Source organism: Micromonospora sp. NPDC047465, from assembly GCF_040643125.1.
In the GTDB taxonomy this organism is placed as follows: domain Bacteria; phylum Actinomycetota; class Actinomycetes; order Mycobacteriales; family Micromonosporaceae; genus Micromonospora.
Genome location: NZ_JBEYTP010000009.1, coordinates 167,006 through 188,017, shown reverse-complemented (window position 1 = coordinate 188,017; position 21,012 = coordinate 167,006). Strand labels below are relative to the sequence as shown.

Genomic DNA, 21,012 nt, shown 5'->3' with positions numbered 1-21,012 from the left:
TGGCTCAGCGGGCGACGGCGGTGGCTCAGCGGGCGACGGCGGCCCAGGGCGACGGCGATGGCCCAGTGTGACGGCGCGGCCCGAAGCGACGGCGCGGCCCGGGGCGACGGCGGTGGCTCACGGCGACGGCGGTGAGTCAGCCGGCGATGGTGGTGAGTCAGCCGGCGATGGTGGTGAGTCAGCCGGCGATGGTGGTCGGCCCCCCGGTCGGGCTGTGCAGCTCGACCGGGGCGGCCGGCGCGGCCCCGTCCGGGGTGGCGTGCCACGGCGTGAAGACCGCGACCATGGCGAGCAGCAGCCCGGCGAGCGCGACCGCGAGCACCAGCAGCAGTTCACGCACCGCGCCCGTGCCGACGTCGCCCGCCATGATCACCCCTCCCGCGCCGGGCGGTCCCGCCCGGGTCGTTCCCCCCGGCCCCCAGCTTCCACCACCACCGGCCACCGGAACAGTCACCGATCGGACGTAACGTCCGCTGATTCCCGACTCAGCCGGCGCCGGTCTGGAACGGGTGTTCACGGACCGTCACGACCGGTCCGGTACGGGTGCCTGCCCATTCCCGAGACCGACCGGGGCCGGGCCGCGGGAGGGTGGGCGTCAGGAGGCGCGGGGCGTCCGGGGCCGCCGCGGGCGGCGGGGCCGCCCCGAGGCGCGGTGCGGAGCCCGGCCACCCTCGCCGGCCCGCGCGCCGTCGCCGGCCCGGCCACCCGAGCGGCCGGCGGCCGACGTGGCGGAGGCGGCCTGCGGCGGGGGCGGCGCGATCGTCACCGGCACCCCGGACGGCTCACGGGCGCCGGTCACCCGGGCCAGTGCCTCGTCGCCGGGGCGTACCTGGACGGACTCGGGGCGGATGCCGGCAGTGCTCATCAGCCGGGACACGTCCCGGCGCTGCTCGGGCAGGACGAGGGTGACCACCGTGCCCGACTCCCCCGCCCGGGCGGTACGCCCACCCCGGTGCAGGTAGTCCTTCGCCTCGGTGGGCGGGTCCACGTTGACCACCAGGTCCAGCCCGTCGACGTGGATGCCCCGGGCCGCCACGTCGGTGGCGACCAGCGCGGTCACCTGCCCCGTGCGGAACTGCTCCAGGATCCGGGTGCGCTGCGGCTGCGACTTGCCGCCGTGCAGCGCGGCCGCGCGTACGCCCTTGGCCAACAGTTGGCGGGCGACCCGGTCGGCGCGGTGCTTGGTGCCCATGAACAGGATGGTGCGGCCCTCGCGGGCGGCGATCCAGGTCAGCGCGGCCGGCTTGTCCGCCGCGTCGACGTGCAGGACGTGGTGGGTCATCGCGGTCACGGTGGCGGTGCCCGGGTCGACCGAGTGCGAGACCGGGTCGGTGAGGAAGCGGCGGACCAGCTTGTCCACACCACCGTCCAGCGTGGCCGAGAAGAGCATCCGCTGCCCGTCCGGGGCGACCTGCTCCAGCAGCTTCGTCACCTGCGGCAGGAAGCCCATGTCGGCCATCTGGTCGGCCTCGTCGAGCACGGTGATCGCGACCTGGTCCAGCCGGGCGTCGCCGCGGTTGATGAGGTCGTGCAGCCGCCCGGGGGTGGCCACGACCAGTTCGGCGCCCGCGCGCAGGGCGTCCGCCTGGCGCTGCAGCGACAGGCCGCCGACGACGGTGGCGCAGCGCAGGCCGACGGCCCGGGCGTACGGGTCGAGCGCGGTGGTGACCTGCTGGGCCAGCTCGCGGGTCGGCACCAGCACCAGGGCCAGCGGCCGTCCCGCACGGGCCCGCCGGCCGGCGGTGCGGGACAGCAGCGGAAGCCCGAAGGCGAGGGTCTTGCCGGAGCCGGTGCGGCCCCGGCCGAGCACGTCCCGGCCGGCCAGCGAGTCCGGCAGGGTCGCCGACTGGATCGGGAACGGCTCGGTGATGCCCTGGGCGGCCAACTCGGCGAGCAGCGCCGGGGCCAGCCCGGTAAGGGCGAAAGAGGGTACGACAGTGGTCATGCGGAAGCCTTCCTCGACGGCGGCACGTGTCGAGGGAGGGCGCCGGAGGCGGCGCTGTCACCGGCGGACCGAGCCGCGGGTGACTCACAAGCACGAACCGAAAGGGGTACGGGAGCCCGGCCCGCCGCCGTTTTGCCGCCTGCGTACGCAGGTCGACGGCGGGGCGGACCGGTCCCGTCACCAGGCCCGGAGGGCGCGGTGGGTGTTACGCGAAGATCCGAAGATCAGAGCGGGCGGATGTTCTCCGCCTGCGGGCCCTTCTGGCCCTGGGTCACCTCGAACTCGACCCGCTGGTTCTCGTCCAGGCTCCGGTAGCCGGAGGACTGGATCGCCGAGAAGTGGGCGAAGACGTCGGCGCCGCCGCCGTCCGGGGTGATGAAGCCGAAGCCCTTGTCAGCGTTGAACCACTTGACGGTGCCAATAGCCATTTTTGTCTCGTCTCCTTGACGGAACGTCGAACCCGCACTTGTTGCGGGCCCGAAGAGGAGCGCGCCACGCGGAACTGCCTGGCTCGCTTGTCGCTTCTGGTCGCCCCGCCCGGAGAACTCCGGACACAACAAAGAGCGCCTGGGCCACAATCCTCCAGGCGCACACAGAGTCTCTGGGAACCATAACTGCAACGCGATCAACCTATCACGGATTCGCCGGATGGCCCACCGTCTGCCGGATTTTCCGGCACCGAGGTGATCAGCGCGGTGAGCCCGTCGGCGTCGAGCAGGTCGGCCGGGCGCACGGTGACGCCGTCGCGCACGTAGTGGAACGCCGCGCCGACCCGCTCCACCGGCACCCCGGCCAGCTCCGCCCAGGCCAGCCGGTAGACCGCGAGCTGCACCGCGGCCACCTCGGCGGCGGGGCCGGCAGGCTGCCGGCCGGTCTTCCAGTCGACCACGTCGAACCGGCCGCCGGGCCGGGCGAAGACCGCGTCCATCCGGCCCCGCACCACCACCCCGGCGATCACCGTGGCGAACGGCACCTCCACCTCGACCGGCACCCGGTCGGCCCACTCGCTGGCCAGGAAGCGCTCCTGGAGCTCGGCGAGCGCCTCGTCGGGCGCGGCGTCGGCGTCGGCCGCGCCGGGCAGCTCGTCCAGGTCGAGCAGCCGGTCGGCGCCGAACCGCTGCTCCAGCCAGGTGTGGAAGGCGGTGCCCCGGCGGGCGTACGGGCTCGGCTCGGTGGGGACCGGACGGCGCAGCGCCCGGGCCAGCGCCGCCGGATCCCGGCGCAGCGCCACCAGCTGGGTCACCGACAGCTGCCCGGGCAGCGCCACCTCGACCGCGCCGGCCTGCCGGGTCAGCTCGGCCCGCTCGGCGAGCAACAGGTCGGCCTCCCGCCGCCACCGCGCGACGTCCGGGTCGCCGGCCGGCGGCTCGGCTCCCGCCCCGGCGGCGTCGTCGCCGTCGGCCGGCCGTTCCGGGCCCGCCCCGTCACCGGGTTCCGGGCCGGCCGCGCCCCGCCCGCCGGCCGACGGGCGGCCCGCCGCGTCGCCGTCGGCGAGGAAGCGGCGGACCAGGACGGCCGCCTCGGCCAGCGCCGGGCGGCGGGCGCCGAGCGGATCGGCCGGCCACTCGGCGCGGAGCACCACCTCGGTGGTCGGGTTGACCGCGTCGCCCGGCGGCTCCGGCGCCCACTCGTCGACCAGGTGCCCCGCGCGGCCGTCCAGACAGGCGTCGTGCACCTCCCGCAGCAGCACCGACGGGCCGCGCGGCCGCTTGGTCCCCTCCCCCCACCAGTGGCCGGAGCAGAGCAGCAACCGGCGGGGCCGGGTCACCGCCACGTACGCCAGCCGACGCTCCTCCCGCTCGTCGTGCGCCCGCCAGGCGTCGGTGAAGTCCTCCAGCGCCCGCGCCACCCCGCGCTGGTCCTCGGTGCCGCCCAGGCCCAGCTCGGGCAGCCCGTCGGCGTCGCCGCGCAGCGGGAACGGCAGCACGCCGAGCCCGCCCAGCCAGTGGTCGGAGTTGCGCACCGGCCCCGGCCACACGCCCCGGCTCAGCCCGGCCACCGCGACGACGTCCCACTCCAGGCCCTTCGCGGCGTGCGCGGTGAGGATCTGCACCGCCCCCTCGACCACCTCCACCTCGCCCGGGCTGAGGCCGCGCTCCTCGTCCTCGGCGGCGGCGAGGTAGGCCAGGAAGCCCGACAGGGTGGCGCCCGGCGTCTCGCCGCCGAACCGGGCGGCGACGTCGCCGAGCGCGTCCAGGTGGCCCCGGGCCAGGCCGGCGTCCCCGGCGCCGTCCCGGCCGGCGCGTACGGCCACCTCCACGTCCAGGCCGATCGTGCGCTCGATGTCCGCGATCAGCTCCGGCAGGGACTGGTCCAGCCGGTAGCGCAGCAGCCCCAGCTCCCGGGCGTACGCGCGCAGCCGGGCGTAGCCCTCCGCCGAGTACGCCTGCGCCGGGCCGAGGTCGGCCAGCGCCTCGACCAGGGTCGCCTCGTCGAGCAGGTCGGGGGTGATCTCCGGGCTGCCGTCGTCGGCGAGCTTCCGCCGGGCGGCGGCGATGCCCTTCGCCCGCCGGTGCAGGGCCACCAGGTCACGCGGGCCGATCCGCCAGCGCGCCCCGGTCAGCAGCCGCAACAGGGCCGCCCCGTCCGTCGGGTCCGCCAGCACCCGCAGCGTGCACACCACGTCCCGCACCTCGGGGGTGTCCAGCAGGCCGCCCAGGCCGACCACCTCGACGGGCAGCCCGCGCTCGCGCAGCGCCGACTCGATCGCGGGGATCTGGCTGCGCAGCCGCACGAGCACGGCCGTCGTCGGCCGCAACGGCACCGGGATGTGCTCGGGCAACGCGCCGGGCATGGCAGCCGCTCCGCGCCAGGCGTGCAGCACGCTGTCGGCGATCCAGTCGGCCTCGTCGGCGTACGTCGGGAGCAGGGCGCAGTGGACGGTGCCGCCGGCTGCGCCGCGGGCGCTGCGGTGCGGCACCGGGTCCTTGACGCTCATCGCGGCGTGCAGCTCCGGCACCCGGGCGCCGGCGGCGCGCAGCGGGGTGGCCAGGGCGTTGGCGACACCGAGGATCTCGGGGCGGTTGCGCCAGCTCGTGGTGAGGCCGAGCACCTCGGCCGGCGCGCCGTCGGCGCGGGCGAACTCCGTGGGGAAGCGGTCCAGGGTGCCGGCGCTCGCCCCCCGCCAGCCGTAGATCGACTGGCACGGGTCACCGACCGCGGTCACCGGGTGCCCACCGCCGAACAGCGCGTTGAGCAGCACCACCTGGGCGTGGCTGGTGTCCTGGTACTCGTCCAGCAGCACCACCCGGAAGCGGTCCCGCTCGATCTCGCCGACCCCCGGGTGGTCCCGGGCCACCCGGGCCGCCCGGGCGAGCTGGTCGGCGAAGTCCATCGCCTCGAAGTCCTCCTTGCGCCGGGCGTACGCGCGCACCAGCGGGAGCAGCTTCAGCCGGGTCTGCTGGAGGGCCAGGGCCTTGCGCACGTCGGCGTAGACCCGGCCGGGGCGGGCCTGCACCTCGGCGAAGAACCGGCCCGTCCAGGCGGCCAGCTCGTCCGGGTCGACCAGGTGCTCGTCCAGCTCGCCGGCGAGCGCCAGCACGGCGTCGGTGACCGTGCTCGGCATCCGGTCCACCTCGGACATGTCGCCGTCGTAGTTGCGCACCAGCAGGTCGACGAGCTGCCAGCGGGACGCCTCGGTGAGCAGCCGGGTGGACGGCTCGTAGCCGGCCCGCAGCCCGTGCTCGGTGACGATCCGGCCCGCGTACGAGTGGTAGGTGGAGACGGTCGGCTCCCCCGCCAGCGGGTCGTCGAGCGGGTCCCGCCCCCGCCGCCCGAGCCGCCGCACCAACTGGTCGAGCCGCGTACGCACCCGGTGCGCCAGCTCGCCGGCGGCCTTGCGGGTGAAGGTGAGCCCGAGCACCTGCTCCGGCCGCACGTGCGAGTTGGCGACCAGCCAGACCACCCGGGCCGCCATCGTCTCGGTCTTGCCCGAGCCCGCGCCCGCGACCACCAGCAGGGGCTCCACGGGCGCGGCGATGATGGCCGCCTGCTCCCGGGTGGGCGCCGGCAGCCGCAGCAGCTTCGCCAGCTCCACCGGCGTGTACCGGGGGCCGGCGTCGGCGACCCGGGGCGCCGGTGTCGCCGTGCCGAACAGGGCGGGCTGGGTCACCGCTCCGCCTCAGTTCGCGACTGCGGGGCTCGCAAGCTCACTCCTCACACTCACGGTGCTGTCCTGGTTTCGCGGCCGCAGGGGCTCGCAGCCTCATTCTCAGGCTCACGGTTGGTCGGGGCGGCGGGCGGTCGGCGGCTCGACCACCTGGCGGCCCTGCCCGGACACGGGGCAGCTCGACCGCACCGGGCAGACCCGGCACTTCGAGTTGGCGACGGCGGCGAACGTGGCGGCGGCCATCGTATCGGCGGTGCGCCGCACCAGCGCGGTCGCCCAGCCGGCCTCCGGGCCCTCCCCGGCCGGCGGCTGGCTCTGCTCCTTCGCGTCCTTCGCCCCGGTGCCGAGCTGCACCAGCGCCGCCCCGCCGGACTCCTCGCCGAACTCGGCGAACGCTCCCGCCTCGACCGCCGCCTGGTACGCACCGAGCTGCGGGTGCTCGGCCAGGTCGTGCGCGGTGACCGCGGTGGACTTGCCCGTCTTCAGGTCGATCACGACCAGCCGGCCGTCGGCGTCGACCTCCAGCCGGTCCACCCGGCCGACCAACTCGACGGGCCGGTGCGGGTCGTCGAGGCGCACCGCGAACTCGTGCTCGATCGCGAGCAGCCGGCGCGGGTTGGCCGCCAGCCAGCGCAGCAGCTTGTCGACCATCCCCTCGGCGCGGGCCCGCTCGGGCCCGACCATCCAGCGGGCGGCCAGCTCGATCGCGTCGAACCGGGCGGCGACGTAGTCCAGCAGGGCGCCCCGGTCGACGCTCGCGTCCTCGGCGAGCATCGCGGCGGCGTGCACGAGGTTGCCGACCCCCTGGGCGGCGCTGGCCGGGGCGCTGCCGCCGTGCCGCTCCAGCAGCCAGCGCAGGCTGCACCGCAGCGCGCTCTCCATGCCCGACGGGGTGACCCGGACCGGCTCCCCCTCGTCGACGAGCGGGCGGTCGTCGGAGAGCTGCCGCAGCCCCCACCAGTCGTCCGGGTGCGCGCCGGCCACCCCGGCGGCCGCGAGGCGGGCCAACTCGGCCGCCGCCGCGTGCCGCCGGGCGTAGGGCGCGTCCGGGTCGCTGACCGCCGTACGCAGCTCCGCCACCAGCGCGGGCAGGGTGAGCGCGCGGGGCGGCCGGCTCACCGGCAGCGTCCTCGCCCGGTCCGGTTCCTCCTCGGCCGCCATGACCGGTCCGTCGCCCGCCCCCGCCGCCACCGCCCCGGCTCCCGGCCGGGCCGGTTCCTCCTCGGCCGCCGCCCCGGCTTCCGGCCGAGCCGGGCCGGACCCGCCCGACGTCGATCCGGCCCGCGTCGGCCCGGACGGGTCCGGCCGGCCGGGCGGGGAGCCGTCGTCCGGCGCGGGCGGGTCGGTCGGGCCCAGCTCGTAGAGGAAACGGCTCGGCTGTTCCTCGTGGTCGTCGCCGCCGACGGCGGCGGAGGCGACCGCGCTGACCAGCAGCCGGCGCCGGGCCCGGGTGACCGCCACGTGGAACAGCCGCCGCTCCTCGTCCAGCAGCGCCGAGGTCTGCCCGACCAGGGTGGCCACCGTGCCGGCGCCGGCCGCCCGGCCGGCGAGCACGTCGACCAGCCGCTCGGAGCCGAGCAGGCTGCCGCGCAGCCGCAGGTCGGGCCAGACGCCCTCCTGCACCCCGGCGACCGCCACCAGGTCCCACTCCAGCCCCTTCGCGGCGTGCGCGGTGAGCAGCCGGACCGCCTCACCCCGGTCGGCGGTGGGGGCGATCGTGTCCGCCGGCAGGTCCTGGCCGAGGACGTGGTCGAGGAAGACCTCGGTGCGCGCGCCGGGCAGCCGGTCCGTGAACCGGGCCGCCGCGTCGAAGAGCACCATCACGGCGTCGAGGTCCCGGTCGGCGGCCTCGGCGCGCCGGCGCCGGGCCACGTCCCCCTCGCCGGCCACCGTCTGGCCCCGGCCGATCGCGGCGGACCACAGCTCGGCCAGCCCGCTGGCCCGCCAGACCGCCCACAGCACGTCCTCCGCGGTGGCGCCGGGCCGGGCGGCGGTCTCCCGGGCGACGGCCAGCAGGCCGGCCACCGTCTGCGCCGGCTCGGCCCAGCGCCGCTCGATCCCGGCCAGCTCGGCCGGGTCGCGCAGCGCCTCGACGACCAGCTCGCCCGAGGGCCGGCGGTCGCCGGCGGCCAGCGCCAGGGCCCGCAGCCCCTGCCGCAGCCGCCGCTCGGCCAGCGGATCGGCGCCGCCGAGCGGCGAGTGCAGCAGGGCGACGGCGGCCTCCTCGTCGAGCCGCTCGGGCTCCAGCGCGCAGCGCAACAGGAGCAGCAGCGGCGCGACCGCCGGTTGCAGGTGCAGCGGCAGGTCCTCGCCGTGCACCACGGTGGGCACCCCGGCGGCGTGCAGCGCGCGTTGCAGCGAGGGCAGCTGCCGCCCGGTGGAGCGCACCAGCACGGCCATCTCCGACCACGGCACGCCGCCGAGCAGGTGCGCCTCGCGCAGGGCGTGGGCCAGCCAGGCCGCCTCGCTGGTGGCCGAGCGGAAGGTACGCACCTCCACCGAGCCCGGCGGCGCGTCGGGCAGCGGGTGCAGCCTGCGGTGCGCCGCCGGGCCGCGCAGCCGCCGCGCCAGCCGGCCGGACGCGGCGAGCAGCCGGGGGCCGGCCCGGTAGGAGGTGGTCAGCACCACCTGCGCCGCGGGCGCGCCGGAGGCGGTGCGGAAGCGGTGCGGGAACGTGGTCACCACGGCGGGGTCCGCGCCGCGGAAGGCGTACGTGGACGAATCAGGGTCGGCGAACGCGACGAGGGACTTGCCGCCGCCGGCCACCGTCGCGAGCAGTTCCTGCTGTGCGGGATCGGTGTCGGCCAGCTCGTCGACGTAGACGTACGCCAGCCGGCGTCGCTCGGCCGCGAGCAGCTCGGGGTCGTCGAGCAGCATCCCGGTGGCGGCCCGGACCAGCTCGGCCGGGTCGTACGCGACGGAGCCGCGGTTGCTGACGTCGCGCAGGGCGAGCACGGCCACGTACTCCCGGAGGAAGCGCGCGGCGGCCGGCCAGTCGGCGCGGCCGAGCTTCTCGCCCAGCCGGGCCAGCTCGACGGGGCCGACCCCGCGCTCGGCGGCGCGCATCAGCAGGTCGCGCAGTTGTGCCGCGAAGGCCCGGGTGCGCAGCGCGGGGCGCAGGTCCTCCGGCCAGCCGACCGGGTCGTCGCCCGGTTCCTCGCCGACCACGTCGAGCAGCTCGCGGATGATCAGATCCTGCTCGGGGCCGGTGAGCAGCCGGGGGGACGGCTCTCCCCGCTCGGCCGCGGCCCGGCGCAGCAGCCCGAAGGCGTACGCCGGGAAGGTGCGCACCAGCGGCTCGCGCAGCACGCGGCGCCCGCCCCCGGCGGCCCGGGCCTCGATCCGCTGGCGCAGCGCGGTGGCGCCCCGGCGGCCGAAGGTGAGCACCAGGATCCGCTCCGGGTCGACGCCCTCGGCCACCCGCGCGGCGACCGCCTCGACCAGGGTGCTGGTCTTGCCCGTGCCGGGGCCGCCGAGCACCAGCATCGGCCCGTCGGTGTGCGCGACGACCTCAGCCTGGCGCGGGTCGGTCAGCCGCGCCGTCCCCTGGTGCGCGTCACCGCCGGCCGGCCCACCTGGCCGCCCGTCCCCCCGCGCCGGCCCACCGGACCGGTGGCCCCCCGGGGCCGCCTCGGCGGGCCGGCGCACCAGCCGGTACGCCTGCATCCCCCCATCCCACCACGCCGGTACGACACCCCCGCCCCGCCACCCCGCTCGCACGGTGCCGAGGCCAACGTCCCGCCTTCCTTCCGCGATCCTGCACTGTCGGCCCCGACACGCAAGGGGGCGCGACAGGGGCCACGTGTGCAAGATCGCGACGAAGCGGGGAAGGGTGGGGTGGGTCAGGTCAGGCGGAGTTCGAGGGTGTCCAGGGCGACGGGGACCGTGTCGGTCACGGTGAGCAGGTCGAGCCCGGCGGGCTTGAGGAAGGTCTGGTCGGCCAGGGCGCGCAGCCAGTCGAGCATCGGGCGGTAGAAGCCGTCGGTGTCGACCAGCACCATCGGCTTGGCGTGCAGGGCGAGCGTCGCCGTCGTCCACACCTCGAACAGCTCGTCGAGGGTGCCGAGGCCGCCGGGCAGCGTGAGGAACGCGTCCGACTTGTCGATCATCAAAGTCTTGCGACTGGCCATCGAGTCGGTCACGAGCAGCTCGTCCGACGCCAGGTCGGCGACCTCCAGGTCGACCAGCGACTGCGGGATCACCCCGATCGTCCGCCCGCCGGCGGCCCGCGCGCCGTCCGCCAACGCGCCCATCATGCCGACGCACCCGCCCCCGCTGACCAGCGTGTGCCCGCGCCGGGCGATCTCCGCGCCCGTCTCGGCCGCGAGGTCCAGCCAGCGGCGGTCGAGCGTACGGGAGGAGGCGCAGAACACGCAGATCGCCGCCACGCCTCAGCCCTCCCCGCTCGTGTCGCCCGCCCGGCGCGGCCCGGCCGACGCACCGCCACCCGACGCACCGCCACCCGACGCACCGCCACCCGACGCACCGCCACCCGACGCAGCGCCACCCGGCGCATTACCACCCGGCGCACCGCCGCGCGACGTGGCGTCGCCGGGCACGTCGGCGCCGCCGGTCGACCCGCCGCCGGCCGCGGCGGCGGCCTGCTGTTCGGCGGCGGCGACGGCCACGGCCTCCTCGCGGACCGCCTCCTGCTCGGCGGAGAGGACGGCCTCGGCCTCCACGATGTGCCGGACCGCCGCGTCGACGTCGTCGGTCACGCAGATCAGTTCCAGGTCGATCGGCCCGATCTTGCCGTCGGCGGCCATGGTGTCGCGCAACCAGTCGAGCAGGCCACGCCAGTAGTCGGCGCCCATCAGCACCACCGGGAACCGGGTGACCTTGCCCGTCTGCACCAGGGTGAGCGCCTCGAAGAGCTCGTCCATGGTGCCGAACCCGCCGGGCAGCACGACGAACGCCTGCGCGTACTTGACGAACATCGTCTTGCGGGCGAAGAAGTAGCGGAAGTCGATGGCCAGGTCGACCCAGTCGTTGAGGCCCTGCTCGAAGGGGAGCTCGATGCCGAGCCCGACGGAGAGCCCGCCCGCCTCGCTGGCACCCCGGTTGGCCGCCTCCATCACGCCCGGCCCGCCGCCGGTGATCACCGCGTAGCCGGCCCGGGCCAGGGCCCCGCCCAGCGCCTCGGCCAGCCGGCACTCCGGGCTCTCCGGCCGGCTGCGGGCGGAGCCGAAGACGCTCACCGCCGGAGGAAGGTCGGCGAGGGTGTCGAAGCCCTCCACGAACTCGGAGAGGATGCGCAGGGCCCGCCAGGCGTCCTTGGTCTTCCAGTCGCCGCGCCCCCGCGAGTCGAGCAGGCGCTGGTCGGCGGTGCTGCTCGGGATCGCCTGCCGACGCAGTGTCACGGCGCCCCGGTGCCGTTCCCGTCCCGGCTCGCGGCCGGCCTCCCGCCCGTTGCTCTGACCCATGGGAGCAACCGTAGTGGAGCGACACCCGCCGGGTGCGCGGGGCGACGAGCCCGGAAATTAGTTCCGGATCATGGGCAACTAATTCGGTCGCCCGTACGTCTTACTATTCACATACCGGGTATGCCCCGGCGCGCGCCTTCGGGGGAGGAGCCAGCGTGATCAGCAACAGCGAGATGATCCGGATCCGGCGACAGATGCAGCGCCGGATCCGCGACGTGGTGGCCGAGCGCCGCCGCGCCCGCCTGATGGAGCCGTCCGCCGCCGACCAGGGCGGCCCGGCCGACGCCCGGCCCACCGCCGACGCGTCCGCCGCCGTCTGACCGCACCGCCACCGTCCGACCGCACCGCCATCGTCCGACCGCACCGACGACACGCGACCGGGAGGTTCGCGTCACCGGGCACCGCCCGGCCGACGTGGGCCTCCCGGTCGCGCTCGGGGCGGGCGACCACCGGGGCGGGCGGCCGGCAGGCGACCGGACGACCGCCCAGGAGGCCGTCAGGCGGGGGCGAGCCAGCGGTGCAGCGTGGCGGCGCCGTCCCGGATCTTGCTGATCTCGACGTGCTCGTCCGGGTGGTGGGCCAGGTTCGGGTCGCCGGGGCCGAAGTTCAGAGCCGGAATGCCCATCGCCGCGAACCGGGCCACGTCCGTCCAGCCCAGCTTGCCGATCGGCGCGGCGCCGACCGCCGCGAGGAACTCCCGGGCCGGGGCCGCCTCCAGCCCGGGCGGGGCGCCGGCGGCCGAGTCGGTGACCCGCACGTCGAAGCCGGCGAAGACCTCCCGCACGTGCGCCTCGGCCTCGGCCGGCGTACGGTCCGGCGCGAACCGGTAGTTGACCTCGACTTCGCACCGGTCCGGCACCACGTTGCCGGCCACGCCGCCGTTGATGCGGACCGCGTTCATCCCCTCCCGGTAGTCGCAGCCGTCGATGGTGACGCGCCGCGCCTCGTACCGGGTCAGCCGGTCGAGCACCTCGCCCGCCGCGTGGATCGCGTTCACCCCGTGCCACGAGCGGGCCGAGTGGGCGCGTACGCCGGTGGTGGTGACGATCGCCCGCATGGTGCCCTGGCAGCCCGCCTCGACGATCCCGTACGTCGGCTCCAGCAGCACCGCGAAGTCCGCCTCCAGCCACTCCGGGTGCGCCTCGGCGACGAGGAAGAGGCCGTTGTACTTCGACTCGATCTCCTCGGCCTCGTAGAAGAAGTACGTCACGTCGTAGCGCGGGTCCGGCAGCGTCACCGCCAGGTGCAGCGCGTACGCCACCCCGGACTTCATGTCCGAGGTGCCGCAGCCGTACATCAGGTCGCCGCGCATGCTCGACGGGAAGTTGTTGTTCAACGGCACCGTGTCAAGGTGGCCGGCGAGCACGATCCGCTGGTCCCGGCCCAGGTCGGTCCGCGCCATCACCGTGTTGCCGTGCCGGTAGGTGGTCAGGTGCGGCACGCCCCGCAGCACCTCCTCCACGCAGTCGGCGATGGCCTTCTCGTCGAGGGACACGGACTCTATGTCGACCAGCGCGCGGGTCAGGGCCACCGGATCGGCCAGGACCTCGGGGGTCAGCGGGTTCTCCATGGTTCGCACGGTACCGTCAGGTCGGGTGAGCGCGAGGAGCGAGCGTTCCCCGGGCGACCGGCGTGGGACGCCGCCGCGCGGGGGCGCGAGGGGAACCGGCGACCCGCAGCCACGAACGAGAGGTGAATCAGTGACGTCCGAATCCGCCTGGGGCATCGGCCTGGCCACCGTGACCGCTGACGACCAGGTGCTCGACACCTGGTACCCGACCGGCAAGCTGGGGCTCGGCGAGCTGCCGCTGGTCGCCGGCGAGGACGAGACGGACGTGCTGGACCTGCCGCCGGGGGCGGTCGGCGACCGGGCGCTGCCCGGGCTGCGTACCGTCCAGGTGGTCACCGTGATCGGCTCGCTGGACGACCCGATCAAGGACGCCGCCGACGCGTACCTGCGGCTGCACCTGCTCTCGCACCGCCTGGTGCGTCCCAACGAGCTGAACCTCGACGGCATCTTCGGCAAGCTGGCGAACGTCGCGTGGACCTCCGCCGGGCCGTGCCCGCCGGAGCGGGTGGACGAGCTGCGGGTCATCGAGCGGGCGGCCGGCCGCCACCTGGCCGTCCACGGGGTGGACAAGTTCCCCCGGATGACCGACTACGTGGTGCCCTCCGGTGTCCGGATCGCGGACGCCGACCGGGTGCGGCTCGGCGCGCACCTCGCCGCCGGCACCACGGTCATGCATGAGGGCTTCGTCAACTTCAACGCCGGCACGCTCGGCACCTCCATGGTCGAGGGGCGGATCGTGCAGGGCGTGCTGGTCGGCGACGGCTCCGACATCGGCGGCGGTGCCTCCATCATGGGCACCCTCTCCGGCGGCGGCACCGAGAAGGTGCGCATCGGCGAGCGGAGCCTGATCGGCGCGAACGCCGGTGTCGGGATCTCCCTCGGCGACGACTGCGTGGTCGAGGCCGGGTGCTACGTCACCGCCGCGTCGAAGATCACGCTGCCGGACGGCCGGGTGGTCAAGGCCCGCGAGCTCTCCGGCGTGGACGGGCTGCTGTTCTGGCGCAACTCGGTCACCGGGGCGCTGGAGGCGAAGCAGCGCACCGGCCGGGGCATCGAGCTGAACGCCGCCCTGCACGCCAACGACTGACGGCCGCCCCTCCGGGCCCGCGGTCGGCCGCGGACCCGGAGGGGGTACGCCTCACCGCAGGCGGTACGCCTGGATGACGCGCTGGGTGACCGTGTTGCCGGCGGTGTCCCGGGCGGTGGCCCGCAGCGAGACGTGTCCCGTGCCGGCCGGGTGCCGTACGGTGGCCGTCCAGCCGTCCCCGCCGGACCGGACCAGGGCCGGCTGCCACGTCTTCCCGCCGTCGTAGGAGACGTCGACGGTCAACGCGGCCACCCGGGCCGACGGTGCGCCCGGCTGCCGCTGCACCTGCACCGGGATGGCGAAGGTACGCCCGGCCGGGGCAGCGTGGTCCTGGTCGAGCCGGGGCGCGAAGCGGATCGCCGACACCGGCAGCGCGGCCGGGTCGTCCCCGGCGACGTGCCGGGACCGGAACGTCCACGTCGCCGCGACCTCGGTGGCGAGGTCGGTGAAGCTCCGCCTCGACAGCACCTCCAGCCGGTAGTCCGCCGCGCCGGGCGGCACCTCGAACCTGCCGTACGCCGGTTCCGGGGTCTCCCCGACCAGCACCCCGTCGCGGTAGAGGGCGGTGCGGGCGGTGTCGGCGACGGAGCCGCCCGGGTGCCCCTCGGCGTCACCGTGCAACGGCACGCCGACCTCGATGCGGTCGCCCTGGCGGATGATCGCGCCCCCCGGGACGGACGGCCCGTACGGCGCGCCGTTCCAGCTCTCCCGGTAGTGCCGGCCGGCCCGCAGGCTCCGCTCCTCGGAGACGAGCACGGCCTTCACGTCGGTCCAGCCGTCCTCGGTCGGCACCCCGAAGTTCAGCTCGGAGGACCAGCGCACGCCCCGCGTGTTGTAGTGCTCGACCCGCTGCCCCGGCGTCGCGGTGGGCAGGACGACCGCCCAGCCGCCGACGTCCGGCTCCAGGTGCGGGAAGACCATCCGCTCGGTCACCAGCCCGGAAGGTGCGGCCCGGAACCGGTGGGTGACGGTGGCCAGGTCCTTCGCCCGGTAGTCCCGGACGAATCCGGTCGGCATCCGGCCGGGCGTCGCCTCGCTGAGGGCGTAGAGGTAGGGGCTGCTGGCGGCCTCCCGGTCGGCCCACTGGCTGCTGATCGTGGCGACGAAACGCTCCCCCGACACCGACCGGCCGAGACCGGCGCTGAAGAGACCGTCGAAGTCGAAGGCCAGCAGGCCGAAGCCGTAGCTGCCCTCGTCGAGGAGGAAGTTCGCGCCGGTGTCGACCAGCACCGGGGTGGCCGAGCCCTGCGGGACGCTCATCCGGACCGGCTTGCCCCGCCGGGCGTCCACGGTGACCCGAGTGTCCCCGGCGACCACCAGCTCCGGCTGGACGAGCTGCGTGACCCCGGCGAATTGCCCGCCTTCCAGCTCGAACACGAGGCTGTTCAGTCCGTACCGGCCCTTCGGCAGCCGCAGCTCGGCGGTGCCGTCCGGGTCGTACACGTCGTACGTGGCGAATCCGTCGAGCGAGACCAGCGTGGTGCCGTGCTCGCCGACGGCCGCGCCGTCCCGGCCCAGGTGGCGGACCGTCACGTCGTAGCTCTCCACCTCCCGGTGCACGGCCAGCGGGGTGACCGCCACCGTGTCGCCGGAGCGGGCGAAGACCCGGCCGGTGTAGTGGCCGTCCGGCCCGTCGACCCGGGTGTCGGCGGTGACGGTGGCGCTCGCCGTGCCGCCGGCCGGCACGCTGACCTGGTCGGCGCCGAGGGCGAACATGCCGGCGGGGGCCGGCTCGCCGTCCGGGCCGGTCACCTCGACGGCCAGGTCCAGGGTGACCGCGGCCGGGCCGTCGTTGCGCCAGGTCACCGTGCGGGTGATCGGGGCGTCGTCGTGGTGGGGCCAGAGCGCCCGGCCGAAGGAGACGCTCGGCGGGTCGCTGGTCACCGTCTGGCCGATCGCGCGGGCCACGTCGACGCGGCCGGCCCCCTGCTGGTACGCGGTCAGCTCCGGGCGAGGTTTCGCCGAGGCCATCAGGGTGGCCTTGAGCCGGTCGGCGGTCCAGTCGGTGTGCTGCTGGGCCAGCAGCGCCACCGCGCCGGTGACGTGCGGGGCGGCCATCGACGTGCCGGACAGCGACACGTACCCGTCCCCGGCCGGCTCGCCGATCACCCCGTCCCGGCTGCGCGCCGCGACGATCCCCACGCCGGGGGCGGTGAGGTCCGGCTTGAGCCCGTCGTCGCCGACCCGGGGGCCACGGCTGGAGAAGTCGGCGAGGCTGTCGTCCCGGTCGACGGCACCCACGGAGAGGGCGGCGTCGGCGGTGCTGGGGGAACTGACCGGGGCGAAGGTGCCGTCGTTGCCGGCGCTGATCACGAAGAGGGCGCCGGTCTGCGCGGTGAGCGCGTTGACGGCCTCCTCCAGCGGGTCGACCTCCGGGGTGTCGAAGCCACCGAGACTCAGGTTGACCACGTCGGCCCGCTGCTCGACCGCGGCCCACTGCATGCCGGCGAGGATCGCCGACTCGGGGCAGCCGTACGTCTCGCAGACCTTGCCGTCGAGCAGCGTCGCGTCGGGGGCCACGCCCCGGTGCCGGCCACCGGAGGCGGCGCCGCTGCCGGCGATGATCGAGGCGACGTGGGTGCCGTGCCCGACCACGTCGCCGGCCGCGGCCTCCTCGGTGAAGTTGCGCGCCTGCGCCACCCGGCCGGCCAGGTCCGGGTGGGTGGCGTCCAGCCCGGTGTCCAGCACCGCCACCCGCACGCCCCGGCCGGTGAGACCGGCCTGGTGGGCGGCCGGCGCGCCGATCTGCGGCACGCTGCGGTCGAGGGTGGTCCGCCGCCGGCCGTCGAGCCAGATCCGGTCGACACCCCCCGCCGCGCCGACCCGCGCCCCGGCGGCGGTGACCGCCGCCCACACCTCGCCGGCCCGGTCCTTGGCCGCCGTCGCGGCGACCCCGCGGACGGCGGGCAACTCGCGGGTGACGGTCACCCCGGCCGGCGCCGCCGCACGCCGGGCGGCGCCCGACCCGCCGGTGATCAGCACCGGCAGGTCGTCACGGCGGGCGTCGTCGTAGCCGGCCTCGATCAGCCCGGTGACGTCAAACAGCCGCCGGTCGACCCGCCCCGCCTGGATCGGCACCACCGCGTCCTGCGGCACGACACTGAGCCGGCCCTGCTCGCGGCGGGTCAGGAAGCGGATCTTCTCGCGCCCCGGCCCGGGACGCACGCTCGCCCCGGTGCCGGTCACGGTGACCCGGTCCCCGCTGATCAGGGTGACGGTGGTGGGACGGCTGCCCGGCTGCGGCGCCGGGGCGACGGCACCCGGGCCGGCGGTCGGGTCAGGACGGGCGGCGGGGCCGGCGGGCGCCTGGGCCACGGCCATCCCCGGAGTGCCGAGCACCATGCCGAGCACGAGACCGAGACCGGCCAGTTTTCTACTTCGCTGCAACGGATCCTCCTCGTCGGGCGTTACTACCTGTGGAGAGACGCGCATTGACAGTCATCATGTTTACATACCGGGTATGTAAAATGAAGACGCGAAGATGACGGACCAGCCAACGGACGCGCCCGCCCTTCGGGATGATCGACCGGTGACCTCCATGAAGGAACGCATGCTGGCCGGCGAGCCGTACATCGCCAACGAGCCGGAGATCATCGCCGATCTGGACCGCGCCGCGCGGCTGATGGAACGCTTCAACACCAGTCCCGCGGCCGACCCCGAGGGCCGGCTCGCGGCCCTGCGCGAACTGCTCGGCGAGGTGGGCGAGGAGACCTCGGTGCGGCCACCCTTCTACTGCGACTACGGCTGGCAGATCCGGATCGGGCCGCGCAGCTTCGTCAACTTCAACGCGGTCTTCCTCGACGTCGCCCCGATCACCATCGGCGCCGACGTCCAGATCGGACCGAACGTGCAACTGCTCACCCCCACCCACCCCGTCGAGTCCGGGCCGCGCCGCGACAAGTGGGAGGCGGCCAAGCCGATCACCATCGGCGACAACGTCTGGCTCGGCGGCGGCGCGATCGTGCTCGCCGGCGTCACCGTCGGGGAGAACACCGTCGTCGGCGCGGGTGCCGTCGTGACGAGGGACCTGCCGGCCAACGTCGTCGCGCTGGGTAATCCGGCTCGCGTCGTACGCCAGCTCGACTGACCCCGATCAAGCCCACCACCTGCACAAACGTCCATCCGCGACTGGCGCCGACAGCCCCGCCCACGGCACTGTGGGTGGTGACGTCGTCACCAGGAGGCGGGGATGAACGGTCGGGTGCTCGAACTGCGCGTGCACGGGGTCTCCAACACGCCCCCGGGCCAGATCCTCGGCCTGCGGCCCGCGCCGGGGGTCGACCCGCCCCCGCCGTGGCGCGTCGCGGGCGACCCGGTCACCGGCTTTTACCGCTCCCCCGCCGCCGGGCCGGACGACCCGGTCGTCGTCGAGGCGTACAGCTGGGGGCAGTTGACCTCCGGCGGGCGGACCGCGCGTGACGTGGAGCGGGCGCTGTGGACGCTGCTGCTGCCCTTCACCCTGGCCAACGTCGCGCTGCACGCCCGGCCGGGCATCCCGGCGGACCCGGACGACGAACGCCCGGCCGGCAGGTCGGGGGTCACCGCCTGGTTGATCCGGCTGTTCTGCCTGAGCCTCACCGGCACGCTCGCGCTCACCTTCACCGGTGTCGGGGTCGACCTCGTGGGCTGGCAGTGCGTCGACGAGGACTGCCTGCGCCGGATCCCCGGCCCGTGGGAGTTCCTCGGGCAGGGCTGGTGGAGCGAGGGCGCGCGGCCCCTCGCCGTCGGCCTGCTCGCACCGCTCGGCGTGCTGGCCCTGCTCGGCCTGGTGAGCTGGCGGACCTACCAGTACGAGGCGCAGATGCCGGCCGAGCCGGTCCCCCTCGCCGGCCCCCGGCCGCCCGGGGGGACCCCGACGGGTGAGCCCGGGCAGCCCGTGCCGGAGCCGCCACCCGGCCCGCTGGGCAATCCGCTCCAGCACCCCACCTTCTGGAACGGGGAGGGGCAGTTGCGCCGCGCGGCCGTGCTGCACCTGTGCACCGGCGCCGTCGTGGCCGCCGCCGTACCACTCGGTGCGGTCCTCGCGATGGACCCGCCCCGCGGCGCCCGGGCCGCCGTCGCCTGGCCCACCGTGGCCGCGCTCGCCGCCGCCGTGCTGATCGTGGTCGTGGCGCTCGCGCGGCCCTGGCTGACCCGGCGCGCCGGCCGGACCCCGCTCGGCCGCTGGAGCGTGGCGGTCGTCGTGCTCACCGGCGCCGGGCTGGCGGGCACCCTGCTGATCCTGCTGCTGCCCGACGGGCCCGCGGGCACCCCGCTGGCCGACCTGCGCCAGGTGCCCGGCTGCGGCCGGCAGCCCGCCGCGCCGCCGTGCCCGGCAGACCGGTCGCTGCCCGGCGTCGACCGGGTCGTCGCCTGGTTCGGCACCGGGCAACTGCTGCTGCTGATCGCGATCGGGTCGGTGAGCCGGTCGGGGCGGCGGGCGCTCGCCGCGCCGGCGGCGGCCGCCCTGCTGCTCGGCCTCGGCGTCGCCTGGATCGCGGGCCGGCTGCCCGGGATCCCGCCCGCGCCCCCGCCGTTGGAGGTCTGGATGCTCGCCGTCGGGGTCGTCGCGCTCGCCGCGACGGGCCTGCTGCTGCCGCGCGCACCGACGCCGGCCGAGCGGCAGCCGCCGGAGCCCCACACCGACCTGGCCTGGGGCGGCCGGGCCCCGGCGCTCATCGCCGGCTTCGGCTGGGTGCTCTGCGTCTCCTACTGCGCCGGGCTGCTCTACTGGGTCACCGGCCGGCTCGGCGGCGGCGCGACGGCCGACGCGGTCTCCCCCGTGGCGCCCCCGGTCCCGGTGACCTGGGCCGGGCTCGCGTTCGCCGTCGCCCTGCTCACGCTCGTCGCCACGGCCGCCCGGGCCGGCCTGCTCTTCCTCCGCCTGCGCCGCCACGAGTACGCGGAGCTGGTGCCCGCCGGCCACCGGCTCTCCGGCCACGACCTGCGGCGCTGCCGGCAGGTGAGCGCCTGGCGGGCGCTGCACCGGCTGGTCGGCGAGCACGCGGTGCGGCTGGTCGGTCGCTACGCCGCCGCAGCCGGGGTGCTGGTCACCCTCGGCTACGCCGCGGCGCTCTCCGGCGGCCGGCCCCACCCCACGGTGGCGACCGGCGGCGCCGCCGTGGTCGAGTGGATCTCCGGCGTGGGCGACCGGATGCTCGGCTGGCTGCCTGTGCTCGTCGGCGCCGTGGGTCTGCTGGTCTACCGGAACGACCTCGTCCGCCGCTCGGTCGGCGTGCTCTGGGACGTCGGCACCTTCTGGCCCCGGGCCGCGCACCCGCTCGCCCCGCCCAGCTACGCCGAGCGGGCCGTGCCCGAGTTGCAGACCCGCACGGCCGGGCTGCTGGCGCTCGACGAGCACGACCCCCGGGCCGTGGACGGGATCATCCTCTCCGGGCACAGCCAGGGCACGGTGATCTGCGCCGCGGTGATCCTCCAGCTTCCCGCCCGGTCGCGCCGGCGGATCTGGTACTTCTCCTACGGCTGCCAGCTCACCCGGCTCTACGGGCGGGTCTTCCCGGCGTACTTCGGGCCCGACCGGCTGCCGGTGCTGGCCGACGCGCTGACGCCGCCCGGCGGGCGCACCCGCTGGACCAACTTCTGGCGGGCCACCGACCCCCTCGGCTGGCAGGTGACGGCGGGGGAACGCGACGTCGCCGTACGCGACCCGGAGGCGCTGCACCCGAGCGACGGGGAGGTGGCCGACCCGCCGATCCGCAACCACAGCGGCTATCCGGAGGCGGCGGAGTTCCAGCGGGAACGCTCGCGGGTGGCCCGGCTGCTGCGGCGGGGCGTGCCGGCGCCCCGGCGCGGCGCCGGCTGACCCCGACCGGCGGCGGTGGCCGGGGCGCGGGTCAGGCCGGCGGCGGGGCGGGACACCCAGGGCCAGGCCGTCGGCGG

The 21,012-nt window shown here is 76.0% G+C and carries 12 protein-coding genes and 1 pseudogene; 4 read left to right on the top strand and 9 right to left on the bottom strand.

The features are described 5' to 3' along the window. Positions 1-178: 178 nt before the first annotated feature. The 7 genes and pseudogenes from ABZ793_RS11800 to ABZ793_RS11770 form a co-directional block, all read right to left on the bottom strand. Entirely contained in the window at positions 179-367 is a 189-nt protein-coding gene (locus ABZ793_RS11800) for a hypothetical protein (RefSeq protein WP_357455658.1), read from the bottom strand. Between the two features lie 228 nt (positions 368-595). Further along, positions 596-1,945, bottom strand: a complete 1,350-nt coding sequence (locus tag ABZ793_RS11795; protein WP_357455655.1) for a DEAD/DEAH box helicase — start codon at positions 1,943-1,945, stop codon at positions 596-598. A gap of 224 nt (positions 1,946-2,169) precedes the next feature. Then, positions 2,170-2,373: a cold-shock protein gene (locus ABZ793_RS11790; protein ID WP_007464836.1), complete on the bottom strand. Its 204-nt coding sequence runs from the start codon at positions 2,371-2,373 to the stop codon at positions 2,170-2,172. A gap of 197 nt (positions 2,374-2,570) precedes the next feature. Next, entirely contained in the window at positions 2,571-6,056 is a 3,486-nt protein-coding gene (locus ABZ793_RS11785) for an ATP-dependent DNA helicase (RefSeq protein WP_357455652.1), read from the bottom strand. A 105-nt stretch (positions 6,057-6,161) separates the two neighbouring features. Next, positions 6,162-9,719 carry an ATP-dependent DNA helicase gene (locus tag ABZ793_RS11780; RefSeq protein ID WP_357455649.1) on the bottom strand — a complete coding sequence of 1,186 codons (3,558 nt, stop codon included), beginning with the start codon at positions 9,717-9,719 and terminating at the stop codon, positions 6,162-6,164. A gap of 176 nt (positions 9,720-9,895) precedes the next feature. Continuing rightward, the gene (locus ABZ793_RS11775) at positions 9,896-10,441 is read right to left on the bottom strand and encodes a TIGR00730 family Rossman fold protein (protein ID WP_357455646.1); all 546 of its coding nucleotides are present in this window, start codon (positions 10,439-10,441) and stop codon (positions 9,896-9,898) included. Positions 10,442-10,645: 204 nt separating this feature from the next. Next, positions 10,646-11,476: pseudogene (locus ABZ793_RS11770) on the bottom strand (TIGR00730 family Rossman fold protein); the annotation flags it as partial. A gap of 155 nt (positions 11,477-11,631) precedes the next feature. Here ABZ793_RS11770 and ABZ793_RS11765 point away from each other — a divergent pair. Next, positions 11,632-11,796 (top strand): hypothetical protein, encoded by a 165-nt coding sequence (locus ABZ793_RS11765; protein WP_357455643.1) that lies wholly within the window; start codon positions 11,632-11,634, stop codon positions 11,794-11,796. 176 nt (positions 11,797-11,972) lie between these two features. Here ABZ793_RS11765 and dapE read toward each other — a convergent pair whose 3' ends face one another. Further along, on the bottom strand, positions 11,973-13,046 hold the full coding sequence (gene dapE, locus ABZ793_RS11760; protein WP_357455639.1) for a succinyl-diaminopimelate desuccinylase: 1,074 nt from the start codon (positions 13,044-13,046) through the stop codon (positions 11,973-11,975). A 130-nt stretch (positions 13,047-13,176) separates the two neighbouring features. Between dapE and dapD the strand changes: the two genes are divergently transcribed. Next, positions 13,177-14,133, top strand: a complete 957-nt coding sequence (gene dapD / locus ABZ793_RS11755) for a 2,3,4,5-tetrahydropyridine-2,6-dicarboxylate N-succinyltransferase (protein ID WP_357455637.1) — start codon at positions 13,177-13,179, stop codon at positions 14,131-14,133. 51 nt (positions 14,134-14,184) lie between these two features. Here dapD and ABZ793_RS11750 read toward each other — a convergent pair whose 3' ends face one another. Next, complete coding sequence (locus ABZ793_RS11750) at positions 14,185-17,565, bottom strand: S8 family serine peptidase (RefSeq protein ID WP_357455634.1); 3,381 nt, start codon at positions 17,563-17,565, stop codon at positions 14,185-14,187. Positions 17,566-17,662: 97 nt separating this feature from the next. On the opposite strand from ABZ793_RS11750, the gene ABZ793_RS11745 reads away from it, so the two are divergent. Further along, complete coding sequence (locus ABZ793_RS11745; RefSeq protein ID WP_357455631.1) at positions 17,663-18,220, top strand: sugar O-acetyltransferase; 558 nt, start codon at positions 17,663-17,665, stop codon at positions 18,218-18,220. A 102-nt stretch (positions 18,221-18,322) separates the two neighbouring features. Next, on the top strand, positions 18,323-20,935 hold the full coding sequence (locus tag ABZ793_RS11740; RefSeq protein WP_357455628.1) for a hypothetical protein: 2,613 nt from the start codon (positions 18,323-18,325) through the stop codon (positions 20,933-20,935). Positions 20,936-21,012: the final 77 nt, after the last annotated feature.

What these genes read in the sequence shown, in the direction of transcription:
- ABZ793_RS11800 (WP_357455658.1), bottom strand. Translation starts at nt 367, where the DNA reads ATGGCGGGCGACGTCGGCACGGGCGCGGTGCGTGAACTGCTGCTGGTG.
- ABZ793_RS11795 (WP_357455655.1), bottom strand. Translation starts at nt 1,945, where the DNA reads ATGACCACTGTCGTACCCTCTTTCGCCCTTACCGGGCTGGCCCCGGCG.
- ABZ793_RS11790 (WP_007464836.1), bottom strand. Translation starts at nt 2,373, where the DNA reads ATGGCTATTGGCACCGTCAAGTGGTTCAACGCTGACAAGGGCTTCGGC.
- ABZ793_RS11780 (WP_357455649.1), bottom strand. Translation starts at nt 9,719, where the DNA reads ATGCAGGCGTACCGGCTGGTGCGCCGGCCCGCCGAGGCGGCCCCGGGG.
- dapE (WP_357455639.1), bottom strand. Translation starts at nt 13,046, where the DNA reads ATGGAGAACCCGCTGACCCCCGAGGTCCTGGCCGATCCGGTGGCCCTG.
- ABZ793_RS11750 (WP_357455634.1), bottom strand. Translation starts at nt 17,565, where the DNA reads ATGCGCGTCTCTCCACAGGTAGTAACGCCCGACGAGGAGGATCCGTTG.
- ABZ793_RS11740 (WP_357455628.1), top strand. Translation starts at nt 18,323, where the DNA reads ATGAACGGTCGGGTGCTCGAACTGCGCGTGCACGGGGTCTCCAACACG.